This window comes from Pseudocolwellia agarivorans (genome assembly GCF_002000085.1).
In the GTDB taxonomy this organism is placed as follows: domain Bacteria; phylum Pseudomonadota; class Gammaproteobacteria; order Enterobacterales; family Alteromonadaceae; genus Pseudocolwellia; species Pseudocolwellia agarivorans.
Window position 1 is genome coordinate 1 of the sequence record NZ_MUZU01000020.1, and the last position, 17,895, is coordinate 17,895.

The 17,895-nt window shown below is 35.2% G+C and carries 16 protein-coding genes and 1 tRNA gene; 10 read left to right on the forward strand and 7 right to left on the reverse strand.

The features are described 5' to 3' along the window. Window positions 1-147: 147 nt before the first annotated feature. The 4 genes from B0X80_RS19180 to B0X80_RS19195 form a co-directional block, all read right to left on the reverse strand. Window positions 148-223 (reverse strand) — tRNA-Phe (locus B0X80_RS19180). Between the two features lie 127 nt (window positions 224-350). Then, window positions 351-659, reverse strand: a complete 309-nt coding sequence (locus tag B0X80_RS19185; protein ID WP_077343342.1) for a DUF1289 domain-containing protein — start codon at window positions 657-659, stop codon at window positions 351-353. Window positions 660-1,184: 525 nt separating this feature from the next. Next, window positions 1,185-1,853: a GntR family transcriptional regulator gene (locus B0X80_RS19190; protein ID WP_077343250.1), complete on the reverse strand. Its 669-nt coding sequence runs from the start codon at window positions 1,851-1,853 to the stop codon at window positions 1,185-1,187. A gap of 405 nt (window positions 1,854-2,258) precedes the next feature. Further along, the gene (locus B0X80_RS19195) at window positions 2,259-3,896 is read right to left on the reverse strand and encodes a response regulator (RefSeq protein WP_077343252.1); all 1,638 of its coding nucleotides are present in this window, start codon (window positions 3,894-3,896) and stop codon (window positions 2,259-2,261) included. Window positions 3,897-4,034: 138 nt separating this feature from the next. Here B0X80_RS19195 and B0X80_RS19200 point away from each other — a divergent pair, with 138 nt between their 5' ends. The 9 genes from B0X80_RS19200 (at window position 4,035) to B0X80_RS19240 (ending at window position 14,497) form a co-directional block, all read left to right on the forward strand. Beyond that, a complete protein-coding gene (locus tag B0X80_RS19200; RefSeq protein ID WP_077343254.1) occupies window positions 4,035-4,763 on the forward strand; it encodes an alpha/beta fold hydrolase in 729 nt (242 codons plus the stop codon). Window positions 4,764-4,982: 219 nt separating this feature from the next. Next, complete coding sequence (gene dbpA, locus B0X80_RS19205) at window positions 4,983-6,371, forward strand: ATP-dependent RNA helicase DbpA (RefSeq protein WP_077343256.1); 1,389 nt, start codon at window positions 4,983-4,985, stop codon at window positions 6,369-6,371. A gap of 178 nt (window positions 6,372-6,549) precedes the next feature. Then, window positions 6,550-7,017: a YebG family protein gene (locus B0X80_RS19210; protein WP_077343258.1), complete on the forward strand. Its 468-nt coding sequence runs from the start codon at window positions 6,550-6,552 to the stop codon at window positions 7,015-7,017. 31 nt (window positions 7,018-7,048) lie between these two features. Next, the gene (locus tag B0X80_RS19215; RefSeq protein WP_077343260.1) at window positions 7,049-7,762 is read left to right on the forward strand and encodes a M48 family metallopeptidase; all 714 of its coding nucleotides are present in this window, start codon (window positions 7,049-7,051) and stop codon (window positions 7,760-7,762) included. 684 nt (window positions 7,763-8,446) lie between these two features. Next, window positions 8,447-10,903 carry a bifunctional aspartate kinase/homoserine dehydrogenase I gene (thrA, locus tag B0X80_RS19220; protein ID WP_077343262.1) on the forward strand — a complete coding sequence of 819 codons (2,457 nt, stop codon included), beginning with the start codon at window positions 8,447-8,449 and terminating at the stop codon, window positions 10,901-10,903. Continuing rightward, a complete protein-coding gene (thrB, locus tag B0X80_RS19225; protein WP_077343345.1) occupies window positions 10,903-11,865 on the forward strand; it encodes a homoserine kinase in 963 nt (320 codons plus the stop codon). Before thrA ends, thrB begins: the two co-directional genes overlap by 1 nt. A 99-nt stretch (window positions 11,866-11,964) precedes the next feature. After that, the gene (gene thrC / locus B0X80_RS19230) at window positions 11,965-13,257 is read left to right on the forward strand and encodes a threonine synthase (RefSeq protein ID WP_077343264.1); all 1,293 of its coding nucleotides are present in this window, start codon (window positions 11,965-11,967) and stop codon (window positions 13,255-13,257) included. Between the two features lie 106 nt (window positions 13,258-13,363). After that, window positions 13,364-14,050 carry a uracil-DNA glycosylase gene (gene ung / locus B0X80_RS19235; RefSeq protein ID WP_077343266.1) on the forward strand — a complete coding sequence of 229 codons (687 nt, stop codon included), beginning with the start codon at window positions 13,364-13,366 and terminating at the stop codon, window positions 14,048-14,050. A gap of 108 nt (window positions 14,051-14,158) precedes the next feature. Further along, the gene (locus tag B0X80_RS19240; RefSeq protein WP_077343268.1) at window positions 14,159-14,497 is read left to right on the forward strand and encodes a hypothetical protein; all 339 of its coding nucleotides are present in this window, start codon (window positions 14,159-14,161) and stop codon (window positions 14,495-14,497) included. Window positions 14,498-14,510: 13 nt separating this feature from the next. On the opposite strand, the gene B0X80_RS19245 is transcribed toward B0X80_RS19240, so the two are convergent. The 3 genes from B0X80_RS19245 to B0X80_RS19255 all read right to left on the reverse strand — a co-directional run bounded on the left by B0X80_RS19245 (window position 14,511) and on the right by B0X80_RS19255 (window position 16,302). Beyond that, a complete protein-coding gene (locus B0X80_RS19245) occupies window positions 14,511-14,945 on the reverse strand; it encodes a hypothetical protein (protein ID WP_077343270.1) in 435 nt (144 codons plus the stop codon). A 218-nt stretch (window positions 14,946-15,163) separates the two neighbouring features. Beyond that, window positions 15,164-15,892: a tRNA (guanosine(46)-N7)-methyltransferase TrmB gene (trmB, locus tag B0X80_RS19250; protein ID WP_077343272.1), complete on the reverse strand. Its 729-nt coding sequence runs from the start codon at window positions 15,890-15,892 to the stop codon at window positions 15,164-15,166. A gap of 68 nt (window positions 15,893-15,960) precedes the next feature. Continuing rightward, on the reverse strand, window positions 15,961-16,302 hold the full coding sequence (locus B0X80_RS19255; protein WP_245825503.1) for a 50S ribosome-binding protein YggL: 342 nt from the start codon (window positions 16,300-16,302) through the stop codon (window positions 15,961-15,963). A 473-nt stretch (window positions 16,303-16,775) separates the two neighbouring features. On the opposite strand from B0X80_RS19255, the gene mutY reads away from it, so the two are divergent. After that, on the forward strand, window positions 16,776-17,867 hold the full coding sequence (gene mutY, locus B0X80_RS19260) for an A/G-specific adenine glycosylase (RefSeq protein WP_077343274.1): 1,092 nt from the start codon (window positions 16,776-16,778) through the stop codon (window positions 17,865-17,867). Window positions 17,868-17,895 lie beyond the last annotated feature (28 nt).

Consider the following 17,895-nt stretch of genomic DNA (forward strand, 5'->3'; position numbering starts at 1 on the left):
AATTGGAGCCTTTGTTTATCTCAGTTAGCGATTTATTTTGAGGGACGTTTAGACAGCGTGCTCGATATTTAAGAATTTAAGCTGACACAGAATTTTGAACGCCCCCGCAATAAATGCAGGCTTTAGTTATATTTTAACTATATTATATGGTGCCCCGACCCGGATTTGAACCAGGGACACGAGGATTTTCAATCCTCTGCTCTACCAACTGAGCTATCGGGGCAATTTAGTGACTTAATACAATACTAACATGCAAATATGTTTAAGCTCTAAAAGAGCGCATATCATATAAGGTATTAGTTACGCTAGCAACCTATTTAATTTCAACGCTGGTTATTTAACTTGATGATTTACAATTCAAAATCGTCAAAGTCGAAATCTGTAGACGTATCTAATGTTTTTTTAACCGGAGGATCCAACAAAGAAGGTTGAACCACTTTACTCTCTTCTTCTATTTTAACTTTTGTTATCACTTTATTTTCAAAGCGTTTTTTACGTTGAATACAACGCTTGATCACTTTTTGTTTTTCATCAGAGTTAATGTTTGTCCATGTTTGACGTTCTACTCGTGTTCTAAAACATCCTAAACACTGGCCTTTGTCATTTAACTGACAAATTCCAACACAAGGACTAGGAACATCAAAAAACTCTAATTGCATACTCACATGGAAACCCTAAACGCAATTGACAAAAATAATAAGTTCAAAAAGTACCAATAAATTATAGCATAGTAAGGAGTTGTTGAACTTTCAGTTTATAACTCGGCTGCTCTGGAACAATACACTCATAGAGACGAGACACTTAATTTAATTGTAAATATTTCAACTCTACATCGTTATCTGAAATACCTAGATTATACGAGCTAAAGTAAAGTGAATATTGTTATGTATTTATGATTCCTACAAACAATCAAAATTATTTATACGCTAAACTTATCTTCAAGCAAGCAAAAAAACATAAATGGGAACAATTATTAGTACTCGCTGTGCGCTAACTTAGCTCAAACGATATTTATAGTTTGATGAACATTAGAGTGTAAATACAGGGACTCAAGCGACGTGAATATATAGAGCATAATAGAAAATGTCAATAATGCCTTGCTCTGTAAGCAAAAAATAACAAGATGAAACATTGTTTTATCTTGTTATTTACTGATCGGATATTCGATAGGTTAAAAGGGTAAATTAAGCGTTTGCCAATTCACGGTCAATCAGAAAAGATCTTATCTCATCTTTAGAACCTAAAATATGTTTCTTTAAGACAGCAATAGCACTCTCAACGTCTTTATTTTTACAATGAGTCAGTATTTCGTTATGTTCTGATTCGGCTTTAGAGATACCACCCGCCCATAGTAAATGCATACGAATATAACGATCAGCATTTTTATTAAGCGTATTAACTAATTCTAATGTTTGTGGTTTGTTAGAAGCTGAATATAAACAATTATGATAGCTAGAGTTTAATTCACTCCACTTATTAGCCGCATTTTCTGTACCTAAAGCGCGATCAAGTTGATGTAATAAGTTACTTGCTTCTTCTAATTTTTCATCTGTTAGATTGGGAATTGATGACGCAAGTAAATCAGACTCTAGTAAGGCGCGTAGTTCAAATAACTCATCGACTCTACTTACATTAAGCTCGGTTGCTGTAGCTCCTTTATGCGCTTCAAAAGCCACTAAACCTTCAGCTTCTAATTGTAATAATGCTTCACGAATAGGTATACGACTAACATTTAATTCAGTTGCTAGCGCTGCTTGACGTAAAGGTTGTCCAGCCTTTATTTCTCCACTTAAGATCTTTTCTCTAATAGTTTCAACAACAAGTTGAGTTCGTGTTTTATACGTAATGGACATTTGCATTCCCTGAAATTATGAAGGCTAGATAAACGGCACTTAAATCAATATAAATATGCTAATTAAACTTAATAACCTAAATATAAAAACCTATCGGATCTTATAAACTTAACCTTATGTTAACCTTTTTTTAACATTTGTAAAAGTACTTCGTATGCTTTAAAGAATATTTATTCTGTATAGATAGAACGAGTTAATAAGGAAAAGGTCATACTTAATTAATAGAAAGTAGTTATCCTCATCAAAAAAAGGATTATCAATTAACAATAAAAATGCTGATAAACCAGAGATAAGTGTTGTGTTGTTTATTAGCAGAGTAAAATTAACTTACTTTAATGGTAGGTTTAAAATATAAAAGACTTAAACTACATAATAAACACTCATTTCAACATACACGTTAACGTATTACTTATTATGCCATTTTATTTTTAAGTCGCTAAATACGTGCAACTTATTGTCATCAAGAGGTGTTTTTTCTAATTTTTCAATTGCGTCTATCGCTAATTTAGTTTGTTCAGGGGTAATTTCTTCACGTTTTTTCATCACAATAAGGATTTTCAACAAACTAAATAATAACTTAACGTTTTTGGGCGCTAGTTTTAATGCCTGAATTACAGAGTTTAAAGCAGGTAAAAGTTTATTCTTTTGAAAAAACTCTACAGCCATACTATTGAGCTGTTTAGGAGTAAAATTAATTTCAGAGCGTTCATCTGTTTCTTGCTCTACATATTTACTTAATACTTCACTCGTTAAAGAATCGCCAGACACTTGGTTTTTTACCGCTTTTAGTAAAGTAAATGCTTCTTCTCTCATACCTAATTCGTGGAAAACTTTCACTTTATCTAAATTATCTTCAACCGATTCTGTCGGTTTTAATGATAAATGCATTTCGACTAATTTTTTGGCTTTAGCATTTTCATTTCGTACATTATGAAGGCGAGCTTTTACTACAGTTATTTGCTCTCTAAATTGATTTATTTCTTTATATTCATGCTCTAACTTTCTTATAAACTGATCTGTTTCTGACAATACCTTATTAGAAGATTCATCCGTAATAGCGCAAGCTAAATCAATTCCTGAACGTATAACATTAAGTATTAATGCCGGAGAATCGTGAATAGAGTTTTTGGCATTAATTGCGATATTTTTGGTGGCTATATATTGCCCCATATGATCATGATTTAATCGTGCTAAATCCCACGACTTTCTATTTCTTTCTATATTCCGAGGTGACAGCTTAGTGGCTTTTTTAATTTCTTCGTACGCTAATTCATAATTTTCTTGCTCCATGTAATATTGAGCTAATAAATCATGTAGAGCAAAGCGAGTATCTGGTTTATTAGAAAGCTCAACTAACAGATCTTCAATTTGAGCCATTTTCCCTTGTTTCAATAAAGCTTTTACGTAACCTAAATAAACCCAAGCATATCGATATTTAGACTGTAGTTCTTTAAAAAAAACTTCAGCTTCTTTATATTCAAGCAAATTAATTAGAGCTTCACCTTTCATCCGTTGAATATTAGGGTGATATTTAGCTAATGCTTTATCTAATAAAAATCGCTCAGCATAATAAATAACTTTTGAAGGCTCTTTAAGATCAATCGCTTTGTATAAGTTAAAAAGGTGTTTTTTAATATCTAAGGTATATTGAATTCTAGCTATAACGGTTTTAGGCAAAAGAGGTTTAACCCAAAAATCATCAGGTTGTAGTTCAACAATAGAGTTAACTAAAGATTCGTCGGTTTCAGTACTTAAAAAAATCAGAATAGTTGTTTTATTTACATGCCCTTTAAACTTAAGCTCTTCTAACAAATGAAAACCATCTTTATCGCTTTTCACATTAAACGAACAAATAATAATATGAAAGCGGGTTTCTTCGCATAAAGCTAAACCATGATGAGCGTTTTCAGCACATCGAACCGTTTTAAATCCTAAGTTAAAAAAGGTATGTTTTAAAAAGTCATGTACAAGCCTATTATCATCAATAATTAACACATTTAAATTAGAAAAATCATCTAACTCACTTTTACTTGTTATTTCCATTGATAATAAAACCTATACTGTATGAAGTAATTACTTTGTTATTTTTAACAACTACTCTCAATAAAAGCAATGTAAATACAAAGAGTACCCTATAAAATAATAGTAATAATATTTACAAAAATTGCACGGTATATTTCTATGACAAGTTCAAAAGATACAATTTACTTCATATCTGGCACTATGTGTGACGAACGTTTATGGACCCATGTGTGGGGTTCACTATCAACTTTACTCCCTAGTAATACCCAATTGATACATTTACCTATACCTTCATTAAAAACAATTGATGAAATAACTGAATATTTATCAAACCTCATTGCAAACAATAGTTACCTTGTTGGATTTTCGTTAGGTGGTTATTTAGCATCAAATATCGCCCTTAAATACCCGAGTAAAATAGAAAAACTATTACTTGTTTCAAACATGTCGAGTGCATTACCTGATAAAGAAAAAAAAGAAAGATCACGCACCATTCAATGGATAAAGTCTAACGGATATAATGGTATACCCGACAAACGCATACATCATTTATTACACCCTTCAGCACACGCTAACGAACACATAAAACAAACTATTCGAGCTATGGATAAAGCCTTAGGTAAAAACGTATTACTCCATCAATTAGATGTAACAACACAACGAGAAAATTTATTACCTGAATTATTCAAACTGAATTGCCCAATAAGGTTTTGTGTGGGCGATAGCGACTCTTTAGTTAAATTATCACGTATAGAACAACAGATAGAAGAATCAAAAAAACAGAATAAAACCTTACACATTATTAAAAATACAGGTCACATGTTACCGTTAGAACAACCTCAATTATTAGCTCATACAATTTCAGCATGGTTTTTAGATCCATCGTAGATGGCGCTTGAGTAAAATCACTTCATCAACAATGTTTTTTATAAAGGAACGGCCATTATTGTGAAAAGCATTACCTTGAATTGATATCGCTCAAATGCTCTAAAATACGCATATTAATTGGTAACAGGTATAGACAATAAACAAAGCCGACAAAACTCTGACAAATAAAAAGTAAACCATGTAAAATAGCCGTCATATGTTTACAACGAGATCTTCCCATTGACTGCTAACGCCTTTTCAACTTTAAATTTAAATCCTGATCTACTTCATAACCTCATATCTCTTGGTTATGAAGAAATGACAGAAATCCAAGCCCAAAGTCTACCTCATATATTGTCAGGTAAAGATCTTATAGGGCAAGGAAAAACAGGATCAGGCAAAACAGCAGCTTTTGGTTTAGGTTTACTCAACAAACTTAACGTTAAACGATTTCGTATCCAAACGCTTGTGTTATGCCCTACCCGCGAGCTTGCTGATCAAGTTGCCAAAGAATTAAGAAAACTCGCCAGAACCATTCACAATATTAAAATATTAACCTTGTGTGGTGGTGTGCCTTTTGGGCCACAGGTAGGCTCACTTGAGCATGGCGCTCATATTATTGTTGGTACGCCAGGACGCGTTGAAGATCATTTAGGTCGAGGAACCTTAACACTTAACGACGTAGATACTTTAGTGTTAGACGAAGCAGACAGAATGCTTGAAATGGGCTTTCAAGCCTCACTCGACGCTATCATTAGCCAAATACCTAGCGAACGCCAAACGTTATTATTTAGTGCCACCTTCCCAAAACAAATTGAAGCTATTTCAAATAAAATAATGAATAAACCAGAAATGGTCGAAGCAAAAAGTGAGCATACCGAACAAACTATTGCACAGCATTTTTTCAAAGTAGAAGACGACGTACAACGCATTGATGCGATTAGATTACTACTACTTGCACATAAGCCAGAAACCTCAATTGTATTTTGTAATACCAAAAGAGAAGTACAAATGGTGGCTGATGCCCTGAATAACTTCGGTTTTAGTGCCGTCGCTTTACATGGTGATTTAGAGCAACGCGATAGGGATCAAACCTTAGTACGATTTTCTAATAATAGTGCTTCAATTATGGTTGCTACCGATGTTGCAGCCAGAGGCCTCGATATAGATAACCTTGATGCTGTTTTTAATTACCAAATTGCACACGATAGCGAAGTACATGTGCATCGCATAGGCAGAACAGGCCGCGCAGGAAGTAAGGGAATAGCTTGTACTTTATACAGCGATAAAGAGTCTTACAAGTTTGGCTTACTTGAAGATTACTTAAATAAAACAATAGAAAGCGAATTGCTGCCCGATGCAAGCGTATTAAGCACAACACCAGTAAAACCTAAAATGACAACAATACAACTTGATGCGGGTAAAAAACAAAAAATTAGACCCGGTGATATTTTAGGTGCATTAACTGGCGATAATGGCATTGAAGGCTCGCAAGTTGGAAAAATTCAATTAGGCGCTACGTGGGCCTATGTGGCAGTAGAAAGAAGTGTTGTTAAAAAAGCATTAAAGAAACTCTCGCAAGACAAATTAAAAGGCCGTAACGTAAGAACACGACAACTGCTCGATTAACAGCTATTTCAATCTTAAATAAGTAAAATGAAAATCTATATATAACAAAAATGACACAAAGCACTGTTGTTATATACATATGTAAATGATATTGTTAGCAGGATCTTTTTTGTAAAAACGTTATTAAAGACCCAGAGTTTACTCGATAATATAAATATTCGTTAGGTAAGGAATAAAAATGGCAGTTGAAAGTCGGTTTGTTGTCATTCGACACGGTGTGGAGGTTCAAACATTCATGGACAAAAAAGCAGCAGATGATTACGATAAAATGCTTGATATGGCAGATAATTTAACTGCCATGTTAGACTCCTCACCTTTTGATTTGAATGACGAAATAAAAGAAGAATTAAGTATTTACTTAGCGCAAAACCGTGAAGACGTTTTAATTGCACTACAAGCCAAAAAGGCCAAACCAGCTCCAAGAGCGGCAGCTAAACCTAAAGCCAAAATAGAGCCCGTAGATAACGCCATTGAAGAACCACTTGCAACAGAAGAAATAACAGCAGAAACATTAGACCAAGTTGTTGTAGCTGAAGCTATTAAAGAAAAAACAGCTCCTAAAAAAGCAGTAAGAAAAACGAAAAGTAAAACAGCGAGCGATATAGCCAATACGCCAGTTAAAGAATCTGAAAGCGTTATTGAATAACTTTATCAACAAATTTTAAGATATTCATATTATGAGTATTAATTATAAAGTTATTCGTAGTGACAAACGTAAAACCATAGCACTACAGATAAAAAATAATGAAGTTATTGTGAGAGCGCCAAAAGGTGTCTCTCCTAATTTTATTCAAACACTTATCACCAATAAAACCCCTTGGATCCTTAATAAACTTGCCGCGCATAGGCAACACTGTGCTCCTGTATTACCCACTTACCTTCCTAACAGCACCATACTGATTTACGGGCTTGAAAAAAAACTATGCATTCGATATCAAAGAAGCAAAGCCAATAATTCAATAAACATAACCGAAAATGAAGTTAACTTAACACTACCTTTACTGGTAGAGAAAAAACAGGAAGATCATAGCTATTTATCAAAACAAGTTAAAAAGCAATTAGCTAACTGGATGAAAGACCAAGCTGAAAATTATTTAGCTTACCGGTTAGCAGAGCTATCTAAACAACTTAAAATCACTCCGGCTTCGTATCAAGTAAAACGTTATAAAGCTCGCTGGGGAAGCTGCAATAACAAACATGAGTTAAGTTTTAACTATTTATTAATAATGGCACCTACTTGGGTGTTTGATTACGTAATTGTTCACGAGCTTTGCCACATTAAACATTTAAATCACTCTGTACAATTTTGGGGGTTAGTTGAAAAACACATGCCTCATTATAAACAAGCAGATCAGTGGCTAAAACAACACCAAACTAAAATGCACTGGTAACCCCTCCCTCATAAAATTGATTTTCTATAAAAATAAATTAAACTTTTTGTTTAAATAATAATCTAAAAATAAAAACGTATTGGCATAAATTTAGCTTTAACATTTAGTTCAGATAAAGCTAAGCCAAACTTTTATTCATCATGTTTAAAGTGAGAATTATTATGAAATTCAATAGATATAATTATAAAATCACAGGCATTTATATTGTATCAACGATTCTTTCTGTGATAACTATTTGCTTGTTAATTGTATAGGGGCTTTGCTTTTTTCATTTTATAACAAAGACTAAAATAAAAATTCAATAACCCAAAGTGCAAAAAAATATCTACTTTATGAATGGTTTAGTTTTTTTTACTATAAATTAATGTAAAAAATGAATTAAGCCACAAACGATTTTTTAAACCTAATTTTATCTTACTTATGCAAATACTCTATATTTTATTCAAAAATCATCTCTTTTATTCAATTATCGATTCACCTTTATTCAAAACTACCCTTGACAGAATCCGCTAATTCAGGCATTTTACGCATCATGAATACATTAATCAGCAACGCTATTATTATTACGACTAACACTACTACCATTATTTGGACGGTAGTCGCTGGCTAATGTAAAAACGAAAGATTTTATCAAAGCCCGTGACCTTACACTCACGGGCTTTTTTGTATTAAGAGGAATTGAAAATGCGTGTATTAAAATTTGGTGGTTCGTCATTAGCAAATGCTGGTAGGTTTTTGCAAGTTGCTTCAATCATCAAAGATCAAAGTTCAACAACACCAGTAGCTGTAGTGGTTTCTGCGCCTCAAGGCGTAACAAATCATTTAGTCGCTATGGCTGAAAATATTAACGATGAAGCCAAACTAGCCTCTGACTTAACAGCATTTAAACACGCAATTGATACCATTATTGAAGACTTAAGTACGCAATTATCTACTTTTAATCGTGAGCATTCAGAGCAAACATTAGCAAAGTGGGAACATAGCTTAGGCCAATACCTTAAAGGTGCAAACATGCTTTCATTCTGCCCTGAACATATCAGAGCAAGAATCATCAGCATGGGTGAAAGATTAAGTGTTGCTTTACTTGAGTCAGTACTTGTTGCTCAAAATGAAAAAGTATCAATTTTAGCGCCTGAAGAATTTTTATATACTAACAATGTTTCACTTAATGCCGTTGCTGAATTAGAAAAATGTAAAGCAGCTTTCCAAGCGACTTACCCTAACTTACATAACATTGCGATTATGCCTGGTTTTATTGGTGTAAATAGCGAAAAACAAGTAACCACATTAGGTCGTAATGGTTCAGATTACTCTGCTGCCGTTTTAGCAGTATGTGCACAAGCAGAATGTTGTGAAATATGGACAGATGTTGATGGTGTATACAACGCAGATCCTCGTGTAATAAAAGAAGCAACCTTGCTTGATTACCTATCGTACCAAGAAGCAATGGAGCTTTCGTATTTCGGTGCAAGTGTTTTACACCCTAAAACAATTGGTCCAATCGCTCAGTACCATATTCCTTGTTTAATCAAAAACACTGGAAACCCATCAGCACCAGGTACTTTAATCGCTAACGAAAACGACCAACAGAAAAAAGTTAAAGCTATTTCGAACCTAGATAACTTGACTATGGTTAACGTTTCTGGCCCAGGTATGAAAGGCATGGTAGGCATGGCAAGCCGTGTATTTGCAACGATGAGCCGTGAAAACATCTCTTTAATTTTAATTAGCCAATCGTCAAGCGAATACTGCATTAGCTTTTGTATTCACTCTCATGATGCAGAAGCAGCAAGAACAAGTTTACAAAACGAATTCGAACTAGAATTACTTAACGGTTTATTAGAGCCATTAAATCTTACCAGCAACTTATCTATTATTTCTCTAGTAGGCGATGGTATGCATCAACAACGTGGTGTTGCTGCTAAATTTTTTAGTTCATTAGCGCAAGCACAAGTTAACGTAGTAGCTATTGCACAAGACTCTTCAGAAAGAAGTATTTCGGTAGTTATTGAAGAACGTAAATGTACCGCGGCAATGAAAGTAAGCCATCAAAATTTCTTCTCTCACAAACCAACCATTGACGTCTTCATGGTAGGTTGTGGTGTTGTTGGTAGTGAACTGATTAATCAAATAGCGCGTCAACAAGCTAAATTAACAAAGCAAAACATTGTTATTAAAGTTTACGGCTTAGCAAACAGTAAAGGCATGGTATTTAACCAAGAAGGTATCGATCTAGAAAACTGGAAAGATGCGCTAGGTAAAGATGCCGTTCCTGTAACCGCTGAAAACCTAAAAGCTTTCGTACGCGAAAACAATTTAATCAACCCAGTATTAGTAGACTCAACTTCTAATGAAGCATTAGCCATGAGCTATGTAGACTTTTTAGAAGAAGGCTTTCACGTAGTTACACCAAACAAAAAAGCCAATACCGATTCTTGGGAATACTACCAAGCACTTCGCGCTGCAGCTCAAAAATCTAACCGTAGATTTTTATACGAAACAACTGTAGGTGCTGGCTTACCGGTAATTGACACCTTCCAAAACTTACTTAAAGCAGGTGACGAATTACAACGTTTTGAAGGTATATTATCAGGCTCGTTATCTTACATGTTTGGTAAATTAGAAGAAGGTATGCCTCTTTCAGAAGCAACAGCTATTGCCAAAGAGAATGGTTTTACTGAACCTGATCCACGTGATGACTTAAGCGGTATGGACGTAGCACGTAAACTACTGATTATGGCACGTGAAGCAGGTATGCAATTAGAAATTTCTGACATCAACATTGAACCTGTATTACCAAGTGATTTTGACGATAGTGGTGACGTTGCAACATTCATGAGCAACTTAAAGTCTATCGATGCTAAGTTTAATGAACGTGTTCAAGCAGCGAAAGCTGAAGGCAAAGTACTACGTTATATTGGTAATATCATAAACGGTAAATGCCAAGTATCTATAGAAGCTGTAGGCCAAGACCACCCTCTTTACAGTATAAAAGATGGTGAAAACGCTTTAGCCATTCACAGTAGTTACTATCAACCACTACCATTTGTATTACGTGGCTATGGCGCAGGTGCTGCCGTTACTGCTGCAGGTGTATTTGGTGACATATTAAGAACATTAGCATGGGAGCAACAACACTAATGTCTGTTTCTGTTTTCGCGCCAGCATCTATTGGTAATTTAAGTGTTGGCTTTGACATATTAGGTTTAGCAGTCAGACCTATTGATGGCACATTATTAGGTGATGTTGTTTCTGTTGAAGCAGCAGAAGAAGATAGCTTAGTGGTTATTGGCGAATTTGCTAACAAACTACCCGGCGCACCTACCGACAATATTGTATGGCACAGCCTTTTACTTTTTAATAAAGAAATGGAAAAATCTGGCCATAAAGTTGAACCGGTAAAAATGGTACTTGATAAAAAAATGCCAGTAGGTAGTGGGCTAGGCTCAAGTGCTTGTTCAGTAGTAGCTGCCTTAGAAGGCTTAAATGCTTATTACCAAAAAGCTCATAACTTAAACCAAGCTTACTTTAGCAAAAAAAGTATGCTTTTCATGATGGGCCAAATGGAAGCTCAAATAAGTGGTAGTTTACATTATGACAATGTAGCACCATGTTATTTAGGTAACTTACAATTAATGGTGCCAGACGAGCAAATTATTTGTAAAACCTTACCGGGTTTTGAAGCTTGTTATTATGTAATGGCTTATCCAGGTATTGAAGTATCAACTAAAGCTGCTAGAGAAGTTTTACCTACTAGCTACAGCAGAAAAGATGCCATAACCTTTGCACAAAATTTAGCAACATTTGTTGATGCTTGCCATAGAGGCGACAAACACGAAGCCTTTGCTGTAGTAAAAGATGTAATAGCAGAACCATACAGAGAACACTTACTCCCTAAGTTTAGCGATGCTAAAAAACACTTAATGTCGCAAGGTGCCTTAGCTGCGGGTATTTCAGGTTCAGGCCCTACACTTTTCAGTGTTTTTGAATCTCAAGAGCTAGCGCAAAAAATGGCTGACTGGCTTAAAGTTAACTACCTACAAACAGACTTAGGTTTTGTTCATGTTTGTAAAGTAGATGATATAGGCGCATGCGTTTTATAAGTTGCTCTTGATTACAGAAGTGAATAGTACAACAACTTATTATATACTAACGGCCCTTCGCGGCGGGTTAGCAACAAAAATTAGTAGGAAATAGAAATAGTGAAATTTTATAATCTTAAAGAAAACGATGAAGTGATCAGTTTTTCTGGCGCAGTAAAACAAGGTTTAGGTAAAAATCAGGGATTATTTTTCCCTCAAGAAATCCCTCAATTAGACAATATTGAAGAATTACTTGCTATGCCATTAGTAGAACGTAGCGTTCAAGTTTTATTCCCTTTTGTTAGCGAAGATCTTACAAAAAAAGAGCTTACAGACATAATAACTTCTGCTTTTAACTTTCCTGCTCAAATTCAACCTATTAGTGAAGACCGTGCAATTTTAGAATTGTTTCATGGTCCTACATTAGCGTTTAAAGACTTTGGCGCACGTTTTATGGCTAAATGTTTACAAGCATTTAGCAAAGACAAAAAAATCACTATTTTAACGGCTACATCAGGTGATACTGGTGCTGCAGTAGCTCATGCTTTTCATGGTATCGACAACATTCGTGTTGTAATTATGTATCCAAAAGGCAAAATCAGCTTACTACAAGAAAAAATGTTTACTACCTTAGGCGACAACATTGAAACTATTGCTATCGATGGCGATTTTGATGACTGTCAGGCGTTAGTGAAAAAAGCATTTGATGATGAAGAGCTTAAAAACACTATAGGCTTAAACTCAGCTAACTCAATTAACATCAGTCGTTTATTAGCGCAAATTTGTTACTACTTTGAAGCCGTTGCTCAGTTAACTCGCCAAAAAGGTACTAAGAAATTAGACAACATCGTATTTTCAATTCCAAGTGGTAACTTTGGCAACCTTACAGCGGGCTTATTTGCTAAAGCATTAGGTTTACCGATTAAGCGCTTTATTGCCGCAACAAATGAAAACGATACAGTTCCTCGTTACTTAGAAACTGGCGAATGGTCACCTCATGACACTGTTGCTACTATTTCTAATGCTATGGACGTTAGTAACCCTAACAACTGGCCACGTGTAGAGCATATGCTTAAAACAGGTATAGTGCATAAAGACAGCGTAAGTTCAGTATCTATTGATGAAGAACAAACGCAAATTACCATGATCCAATTAGCTAAATTAGGTTACATCAGCGAACCTCATGCAGCCGTTGCTTTTAAAGCATTACAATATGGCGCTCAAGATAATGAGTTTGGTGTATTTTTAGGTACGGCTCACCCTGCTAAGTTTAAAGACGTAGTAGAGAGCACATTAGGCCAACCAATTGGTTTACCTAAAGAACTAGCTGATTGCGCAAGTGAGACTATTCTTTCAGTTGATATGGCCGCTGACTTCAGCGAATTACGTAAATACTTATTAGCTAAAGCTTAAGCCTTAAATTATTGATTTAAGCATGCATTAGATAAAAATATACGATTAAGGCAGCCTATTGGTTGCCTTTTTTATATCAGCCAAATGTTTGAAAGGTTACAAGCACATGAAGATACTCCCACAATGGCAAAGTATTATTAGCCAAGAACAAAGCAAACCCTATTTCAAAGAACTTACACAAACCATCACTAAGCAACGTGAAAACGGCGAAATAATTTACCCTAAAGTTGATGACGTATTTAACGCTTTTACCTTCACTGACTTATCAGACGTGAAAGTCGTAATACTAGGGCAAGATCCTTATCACGGCTGTAATGAACTAGGCGAACCTCAAGCCCATGGTTTAGCTTTTTCAGTCGCTAAAGGTTTTAAGGTTCCTCCTTCATTAGTCAATATGTATAAAGAGCTAGTAACCGATATAGAAGGTTTTACTACACCTAACCATGGCAACTTAACAGCTTGGGCTGAACAAGGCGTATTATTGTTAAATACAGTACTCACCGTTAAAAAAGCGAATGCTAACTCACATGCTAAGTTAGGCTGGGAAATGTTTACCGATAATATTATTCAAGAAATAAATACACACAACCAAGGTTGCGTATTTATATTGTGGGGCAGCCATGCTCAGAAAAAAGGTAAAAATATAGATAAGAATAAACACCTAGTGTTAGTTGGACCTCACCCTTCCCCACTTTCAGCTTATCGAGGCTTTTTTGGTTGTCAGCATTTTTCAAAAGCAAATACATGGTTAACTAAAAATAACCATAAACCTATTGATTGGAAAATTACTTAACGCCTGCTTAGCTAATTTAGTATGATGCTAATCTGTATAAACATTTAAATAACTAAAACTGAGTCAGCCAAATCTACGAGTAGATCTGAGCAGTAAAAAGAGAATAGTGTGGAATTTATTGTTGTTATTGCCGTATTAATATTAGCTTGGCTAATTTGGCAACTATTTAAAGCAAAGCAATTTACTCGCTTTAAAGTACTTATTGAAAAAGAGTTAAAACCTAAAGTTATTGAAAAAATCATTCAAGATCTTAATGAAAATAGATGTGAATTATTTCCCAATAACGAGATACACGAACAAGCGACACTTTACTATTGGACACAGTACAAAAGCCGTATTTTAAAGGCCGCGTTAATTCACGAAATCATTGATGAAGAATGGTTAATAAGCACAGGTAACTTGCGCAACAGCCAGCACCTTTTTCATGTAGAGCAAGAGTATTTATAGTTTTCTATACCCGTTACCAATAAAGCCTTTTGGTTTCGTTAAACATTTTAGTTATTTCGTAAGTACGTTCAATATTGAGCATGGCAAGTATTTTATCTTGCGCCTGTTTATAGGCGCATTCAAATGTTTTGTTAGCTAGGGTTATTTCTGTTTTTTTCTGACCTTTTGAAGTACTTAACTGAACTTCAAGGCATTCATACGCAGGCCTATCACTTCGATGTCTAATTTTACGCTGTAAACCTTTAACAGAGCCATCGTCATTAAAAATTTGATTGATTGGAAGTTCTAAGCGTAGTGCTCTATATTTACGCTTTTGCATGCACTCTTGCCAAAACTTATCAGCAGCCGCTTTATCATTTAAGCTAAAGTACTTTTGTACACCTAGTATTTTATCTTGAACTCTAAAGCGTTTAGGATCCGCTTTAGAGGGATGGAGCATAATATTCATAAGGGAGCTCAGTTAAAGTTTTTGTTCATAGGAAAACAGTAAACTCATCCCTTAGTATTTATTAACTGCTTCCACCTACTGTATTCATTATTCTATCCTTTACCTTGTAAAATAAAGTTCTAACCGTGAACCACTCTTATACCCAGTTGATTAACTTAATAAAGAGCTTTTATCATTCTATTCTAATTACCCCTAACTCAGGTTAATTATATTTTATACTAATTTACACGCTGAAATTGAATATCCCAAACGCCATGCCCTAAACGCTGACCACGGTTCTCAAATTTAGTTAACGGGCGAGAATCAGGACGAGGTACATAATCGTTCGTTTCAGATAAGTTTTTATAACCCGGTGCTGTACTCATATCTTCTAGCATACATTCAGCATAATTTTCCCAATCGGTTGCCATATGAAATACGCCACCCACTTTGAGTTTTTGGCGAATAGTTTCAACAAACTCAGGTTGCACAATTCTACGTTTATGATGTTTCTTTTTATGCCAAGGATCAGGGAAAAATAACTGCACCGTAGTTAAGCTACCGTCAGGAATACAGTCAGCTAAAATTTCAATCGCATCATGTTCATAAACTTTAAGGTTATTAACGCCCTCTTCCTGCGCTAATGAAATACATGCACCAACACCAGGTCTATGTACTTCAATACCAATAAAGTTTAATTCAGGCGCGTTCTTAGCCATTTCAACTAACGACTTGCCCATACCAAAACCTATTTCTAAAACAACAGGGTTAGTATTACCAAATAACGCCTCAGGATTAATTAAACCTTGGTTATGACTAAGCCCCATAACATCCCAAAATTGCTCAAGAGCTTTCGCTTGGCCGTTAGTTAATCGACCTTCTCGCTTTACAAAGCTACGTACTTTTCTTATGTACTTGCCTTCTTGCTGTGCTTGCTCAATGGTTTTATGGTTTTTTTGTTCAGTCATAACGTTTCTTAATTTATTAAAGGATTAATGAGTATGTTAAAAATATATTATAAATCTTTATTTGGTAACTATACAGCCCACCAAACATCATATAGCTCGCTAACTGAAACTGCTGTAGCGCCATTATCAGTTAACCATTTTTCAACACTTTTACGGTGTTCTTCAGTACATTTACCTAGTTTTTGTGTACAAACTAAGCCATGCCATAAGGTATCGCCTTCGCCGCCAAAACCTAAACCTTGTGGTTCAATAATTTCTGCAAAAAAGTTGTTCATAAATGTATCAACTTGCTCGTCAGTACTTTTGTCATCTAATTTAAAGCCAATATCAAAACCTAACTCTTGATACTCTTCAACACGTAATTTTTTACGTAAACGACGGTTTCTATTTTTTGCATTAACTTTCATCATAATTCCTTAGCTATTCTAGAGGCTGTTGATCTTTGTGTTATGTTTGAGCAATAGGCTATTTTACTCTTTAACAAAGCAGAATGCGTGCAGTTTAGTTGTTCTCGGCTTGGGTTAAAACGTCGCACTACCTTCCACATCCATGTGGTCGTAAATAAACGCATTCTAATGAAGTTAAAGGTTAAAATAGCCATTGCCCTTCGGGCTGAGGCTAAAATTGTCTTATACAGCGTTAAAAATAATTCATTTAGACGACTGAATTTCATTATTTTTGCCTTGTCTAAGAGAATTTTTTCTCTCAGCTCAAATGATAAACAAAGGTCAACAGCCCCTAAATATTTCGTATTTTACTGCATTATTTACAGTACATGGGCGAGAGGATAATGGTTAACCAAATTATTGCAAGATTATTTAACGTTTACGCAACACAATAACAAATTGAGACACCCATCATTATTAGCTACACTAACGCCCCTATGACAAATACTATAAAAATATCTCCTTCTTCCGCCAAAAAATTTGGTGCACAAGTTGTTGAGTGGTATCACAAACAAGGTAGAAAACACTTACCTTGGCAACAAAACAAAACCCCTTATCGCGTATGGATTTCTGAAGTTATGTTGCAACAAACACAAGTTGCCACTGTAATTCCTTACTATCACCGCTTTATGGAAAGCTTTCCTACTATTACCCACTTAGCAAACGCTGATGAAGACAAAGTACTTCACCATTGGACAGGTTTAGGCTATTACGCCCGCGCAAGAAATTTACACAAAGCAGCTAAAATAATGGCTGAGCAATACCAAGGTGAATTTCCAGAAACAATAGAAGAAGTAATAGCATTACCCGGTATTGGCCTCTCAACCGCAGGCGCTATATTAAGCTTAGCCTTAAATAAGCATCATCCAATACTCGACGGCAACGTAAAGCGTGTTTTAGCGCGATGCTACACAGTAGAAGGACATAACGGCCAAGCAAAGTACGAAAAAGCATTATGGCCTATTGCTGAAGTACTCACCCCAAAAGAGTCAGTTGCACAATTTAACCAAGCCATGATGGATTTAGGCTCGCTTATTTGTACGCGCAGCAAACCTAAATGTAACGAATGCCCTCTTCAATCAGGCTGTTTAGCACATTCGTTAAACGAACAAGCTAACTACCCACAAAAAAAACCTAAAAAAGTAACGCCAGAAAAAAGTACCATTATGGTAATTCCACGCGTTAGCAATAAAGTACTTATGGAAAAACGCCCGCCTACAGGTATATGGGGCGGATTATGGTGTTTTGTTGAAGTTGAGGCGTTAGAAAACATTACACCTCTGCTTTCTAAGTTAAACTTACAGGCCACAAGCCAACAAACATTACCTGAATTTAGGCATACTTTTAGCCACTTTCATTTAGATATAACCGCAGTAATAGTTGATTGTGAAAGAATAAACGCCATAACAGAATATGAAATAAACGAAATAGATCAGCAACAATGGTATGATCTAACCAAACAATCGTCAGTAGGATTAGCCGCTTCCACTAAAAAGCTAATAACCCAACTAACACTTGAATCGTATTAATAAAATTTATTAACCAAGAGAACATCAT